The 3,967-nt window shown below is 65.7% G+C and carries 4 protein-coding genes; 2 read left to right on the top strand and 2 right to left on the bottom strand.

Annotation, left to right across the window (positions count from 1 at the left end):
• Together DH10_RS30455 and DH10_RS30450 are read right to left on the bottom strand one after the other, a co-directional pair.
• A partial coding sequence (locus DH10_RS30455) for a diphosphate--fructose-6-phosphate 1-phosphotransferase (protein WP_192385672.1) occupies positions 1-852 on the bottom strand: 852 nt, incomplete at its 3' end.
• Positions 853-974: 122 nt separating this feature from the next.
• Positions 975-1,652: a L,D-transpeptidase gene (locus DH10_RS30450; protein WP_246506336.1), complete on the bottom strand. Its 678-nt coding sequence runs from the start codon at positions 1,650-1,652 to the stop codon at positions 975-977.
• Positions 1,653-1,975: 323 nt separating this feature from the next.
• Here DH10_RS30450 and DH10_RS30445 point away from each other — a divergent pair, with 323 nt between their 5' ends.
• Both DH10_RS30445 and DH10_RS30440 read left to right on the top strand, forming a co-directional pair.
• Positions 1,976-2,599 carry a LysE family translocator gene (locus tag DH10_RS30445; RefSeq protein ID WP_192253560.1) on the top strand — a complete coding sequence of 208 codons (624 nt, stop codon included), beginning with the start codon at positions 1,976-1,978 and terminating at the stop codon, positions 2,597-2,599.
• A 117-nt stretch (positions 2,600-2,716) separates the two neighbouring features.
• Positions 2,717-3,967, top strand: a 1,251-nt coding sequence (locus DH10_RS30440) for a tetratricopeptide repeat protein (protein ID WP_192385671.1), incomplete at its 3' end; no start/stop codon positions are given.

Raw genomic sequence — 3,967 nt, 5'->3', positions numbered from 1 at the left:
GCGCTTGCCCGGCAGGCCCTCGGCCAGCGCGCGTTCGAGCGCGGCCGGCAGGTCGCTGCCCGACAATTTGACATTGCCGTGCTGGTCGCGCTCGAGCTTTTCCGGCGGCACCAGGCTTTCGACCAGCGCCTTGCCGTCGGCGGTGCTGACGCCTTCCGAGACGGCGACGATGCAGCGCTTGTGGCGGTCGAGCGTCTTGCGGACATCGTCGATGAAACGTTCGGCGGAGAAGGCGCGCTCCGGCACATAGATGAGATGCGGACCGCTGTCCGCATCGAGCTGCCAGGCGGCCGCGGCGGCGGTCAGGAAGCCGGCATGCCGGCCCATGACGATGCCGACATAGATGCCGGGCAGCGCGCGGAAATCGAGATCGACGGAGAGGAAGGCGCCGGCGACGAATTCGGCCGCCGAGATGAAGCCCGGCGTGTGGTCATTCTCCTCGAGGTCGTTGTCGATGGTCTTCGGCGCGTGCACGAAGGCCATCGTGCCGGCGGCGGCGTCGGTCAGGATCTGCTGGGTGCCCGAGGTGTCATTGCCGCCGATATAGATGAAGGCGTCGGCGCCGGCCTTCTTCAGGCCATTGAGGATGACCTCGCAATAGGCCGCGTCAGGCTTGTCGCGGGTCGAGCCAAGGGCGGCGCTCGGCGTGCCGGCGATCAGCCGCAGCCGGTCTTCCGGGATGGCGGAGAGGTCGACATAATTGCCGTCGCGGATGCCGCGCACGCCATGGATCGAGCCCAGCACCTTAGCGCCGGGATGGCGTTTGCGGATCTCCAGCGTGGCGCCGACGACCGTCTGGTTGATGACGGCGGTCGGGCCGCCGCCCTGCGCGATGACGAAAGTTCCGGCCATGCTCTTCTTCTCCCAAGGCGAAGGTTTTCAGGGCACCTTCGCCTGTCTTGCGGCATCGCGCAACGGAAGAAACGGGAGCATGATCCCGAAAAAGTGGCGGCCGCATAGGCCGCCCGAAAAGATCAGACGACGACAACCGGGTTCTTCTTCGACACGCGGTTGTAGAGGTCGATGATGTCCTGGTTGATCAGGCGCACGCAGCCCGACGACATCGCCTGGCCGATGCTCCACCATTCCGGCGAGCCGTGGATGCGGTAACCGGTGTCCTTGCCGTTCTGGTAGATGTAGAGCGCCCGCGCTCCCAGCGGATTGGTGAGGCCGCCGGGCTGGCCACCCTGCCATTTCACCAGCTCCGGCTTGCGCTGGACCATTTCCGGCGGCGGCGTCCAGACCGGCCATTCGCGGCCATACTGGATGTTGGCGCGGCCCGACCAGCGGAAGCCGTCCTTGCCTATGCCGACGCCGTAGCGGATGGCGTCGCCGCCCGGCTGGACCAGATAGAGCATGCGCTCCTGCAGATGGACGACGATGGTGCCAGGCGCCTCGCCGGTCTTGTCGACGACGATCTGGCGGCGGAATTCCGGCTTGACCTTCTGCCAGGGCACGGCAGGCACCTGGAAGCCACCATCGGCCAGCGAAGCATACATCACGTCCGGGCCGGTGATGTTCTTATCAACGCTAATCGCCGGGCGGATCGGGTGCACCGAGCCGGTCGTGGTATCGTCGAGCTGCAATTGCGGCAGATCGAGCGTCTCGGTGGTGCTGCAGCCGGCCATGCCGAGCAGCGCCATGGCGCCCATGCCGGAAAGCACGGCGCGGCGCGAGAGTGGAATTTCGGTTTCGACGGTTTCGCCGTTCGAAGGCGGCGTCAGACTTTGCGGCAACTCGCGCATACACCAAACCCTACGCTGTCGGCGGGAAGCACGGTCCGGCCGAATGGCAGGCATTTTCGCCATTCATGGTTGAAAAAGCGTGAAAGACCCCAAACCGAGCTTAACCCTAACAGGCCGTTACTTCGCCGGAGGAGCCTGGCCAGTCGGCGCTGAGGATTTTCTCCATGACCTCTTTACAATCGCGACGGCCCCGGGATTTATCCTGTTCTTTGCGCTCAAGGAGTAAGGAAATGTCCTTCGAAAACTGGGCTGCCTTTGCCGCCGCCTCCACCATCCTTCTCGTCATTCCAGGCCCGACGATCCTCTTGGTCGTCTCCTATGCGCTGGGCCAGGGCTGGCGCACGGCGCTGCCGATGGCGGTCGGCGTCGCGCTCGGCGACTTCACCGCCATGACGCTGTCGATGCTCGGCATCGGCGCGCTGCTCGCGGCTTCGGCCACGGTGTTCACGGTGCTCAAGGTGATCGGCGCCGGCTATCTGATCTATCTCGGCATCAAACTGTTCCGCGCCGGCGGCGCGCTGAAGGCCGAGCCGCGCACCGACGCGGTGTCGGCGGCAAGAATGATGGCGCATGCCTGGCTGGTCACCGCGCTCAACCCGAAGAGCATCACCTTCTTCGTCGCCTTCCTTCCGCAGTTCCTCGACCGGCACGCCGATTTCTGGACGCAGATGCTGATCTTTGAAGCGACCTTCCTGGCGCTCGCCTTCAGCAACGCCTTCGGCTATGCGCTGATCGCGTCCAGGGCACGCGCCATCGTGCGCAACCCGAAGGCGATCCGCATCTTCAACCGCACCGGCGGGACATTGCTGGTCGGCGCCGGCATCGCCACGGTGGCGATGCGCTCGGGGAATTGAGGCGGTGCGCATAGCGCGGTAGGCAAGAAGGCCTGTCGCTACGGTTGGCGGGTTGGTTGGCGATGATCTAGGATTGGGCTCCGAACAGCAAATTCGCGACCCATCGAAGGACCCTCAATGGCGCTGAAGGACGCATTCGGCCTGACTTACTCGGGCGCGACCGAAGCCGGGTTTTCGTCCTACGCCAGAGCCGTCCGTGAGCTGCAGTGCTTCATCGGCGACCCGGTCGCTGCAATCGACCGCGCCATCGCCGACGATCCCGGCTTCGTGATGGCGCATGTGTTCAAGGGCTATCTGTTCGGCCTGGCCACCGAGCGGGAGGCCATGGCTGTCGCGCAATCATGCCATGCGGCGGCGCTGCCGCTTGCCGGCACCACGCGCGAACGGGCGCATGTCGCGACGCTTGGCCATCTCGCCAATGGGCGCTGGCATGAGGCCGCCCGCATCCTCGAGGATATCGCGATCGACGACCCGCTCGACGCGCTGGCGCTGCAGGTAGGACACCAGATCGACTTCTTCACCGGCAATGCCCGCATGCTGCGCGACCGCATCGGCCGGGCACTGCCGGCCTGGCAAAAGGATATGCCTGGCTATCACGCCGTTCTCGGCATGCAGGCCTTCGGACTGGAAGAGATGGGCGACTATGCGCGCGCCGAAAGCTTCGGCCGGCGAGCGATCGCGATCGAGCCGCGCGACGGCTGGGCGCAGCACGCGGTCGCGCATGTCATGGAGATGCAGAGCCGGCAAAGAGACGGCATCGCCTGGATGCGCGCCAACCCGGAGGCATGGACCAGGGACAGCTTCCTCAAGATCCACAATTGGTGGCATCTGGCGCTGTTCCACTACGACCTCGGCGAAACGGACGAGGTGCTGGCGCTCTATGACGGGCCGATCTACGGCGACCGCTCGACGCTGGCGCTCAACATGGTCGATGCCTCGGCGATCCTGTGGCGTCTCCATCTCGGCGGCATCGATGTCGGCGACCGCTGGCAGGCGCTGGCCGCGAACTGGATGCCGAAGGCCGCCGCCGGCAATTATGCCTTCAACGACGCGCATGCGATGATGGCCTTTGTCGGCGCCGGGCTGGAAGGGCCGGCGCAGACCTTGATCGAAGCGCAGCGCGAAGCGATGCATGGCGACGACGACAACGCCGCCTTCACGCGTGACGTCGGCCATCCCTTGACCCTGGCCGTCAAGGCATTCGGCGAGGGCAACTACACCGAAACCGTGCGCCTGATCAGGCCGATCCGCTCGATCGCGCACCGCTTCGGCGGCAGCCACGCGCAGCGCGACGTGATCGACCTGACGCTGATCGAGGCTGCACTGCGCGCCGGTGATGGCGCGCTGGCGCGGGCGTTGACCGCCGAG

The sequence above is a fragment of the Mesorhizobium silamurunense genome, from assembly GCF_014843825.1.
GTDB classification, from domain to species: Bacteria; Pseudomonadota; Alphaproteobacteria; order Rhizobiales; family Rhizobiaceae; genus Mesorhizobium; species Mesorhizobium silamurunense.
The sequence above is the reverse complement of the archived record's forward strand: the minus strand, read 5'-3'. Positions and strand labels throughout refer to the sequence as shown.

Coding starts and splice junctions, on each gene's coding strand:
- DH10_RS30445 (WP_192253560.1), top strand. CDS start 1,976: ATGTCCTTCGAAAACTGGGCTGCCTTTGCCGCCGCCTCCACCATCCTT.
- DH10_RS30450 (WP_246506336.1), bottom strand. CDS start 1,652: ATGGGCGCCATGGCGCTGCTCGGCATGGCCGGCTGCAGCACCACCGAG.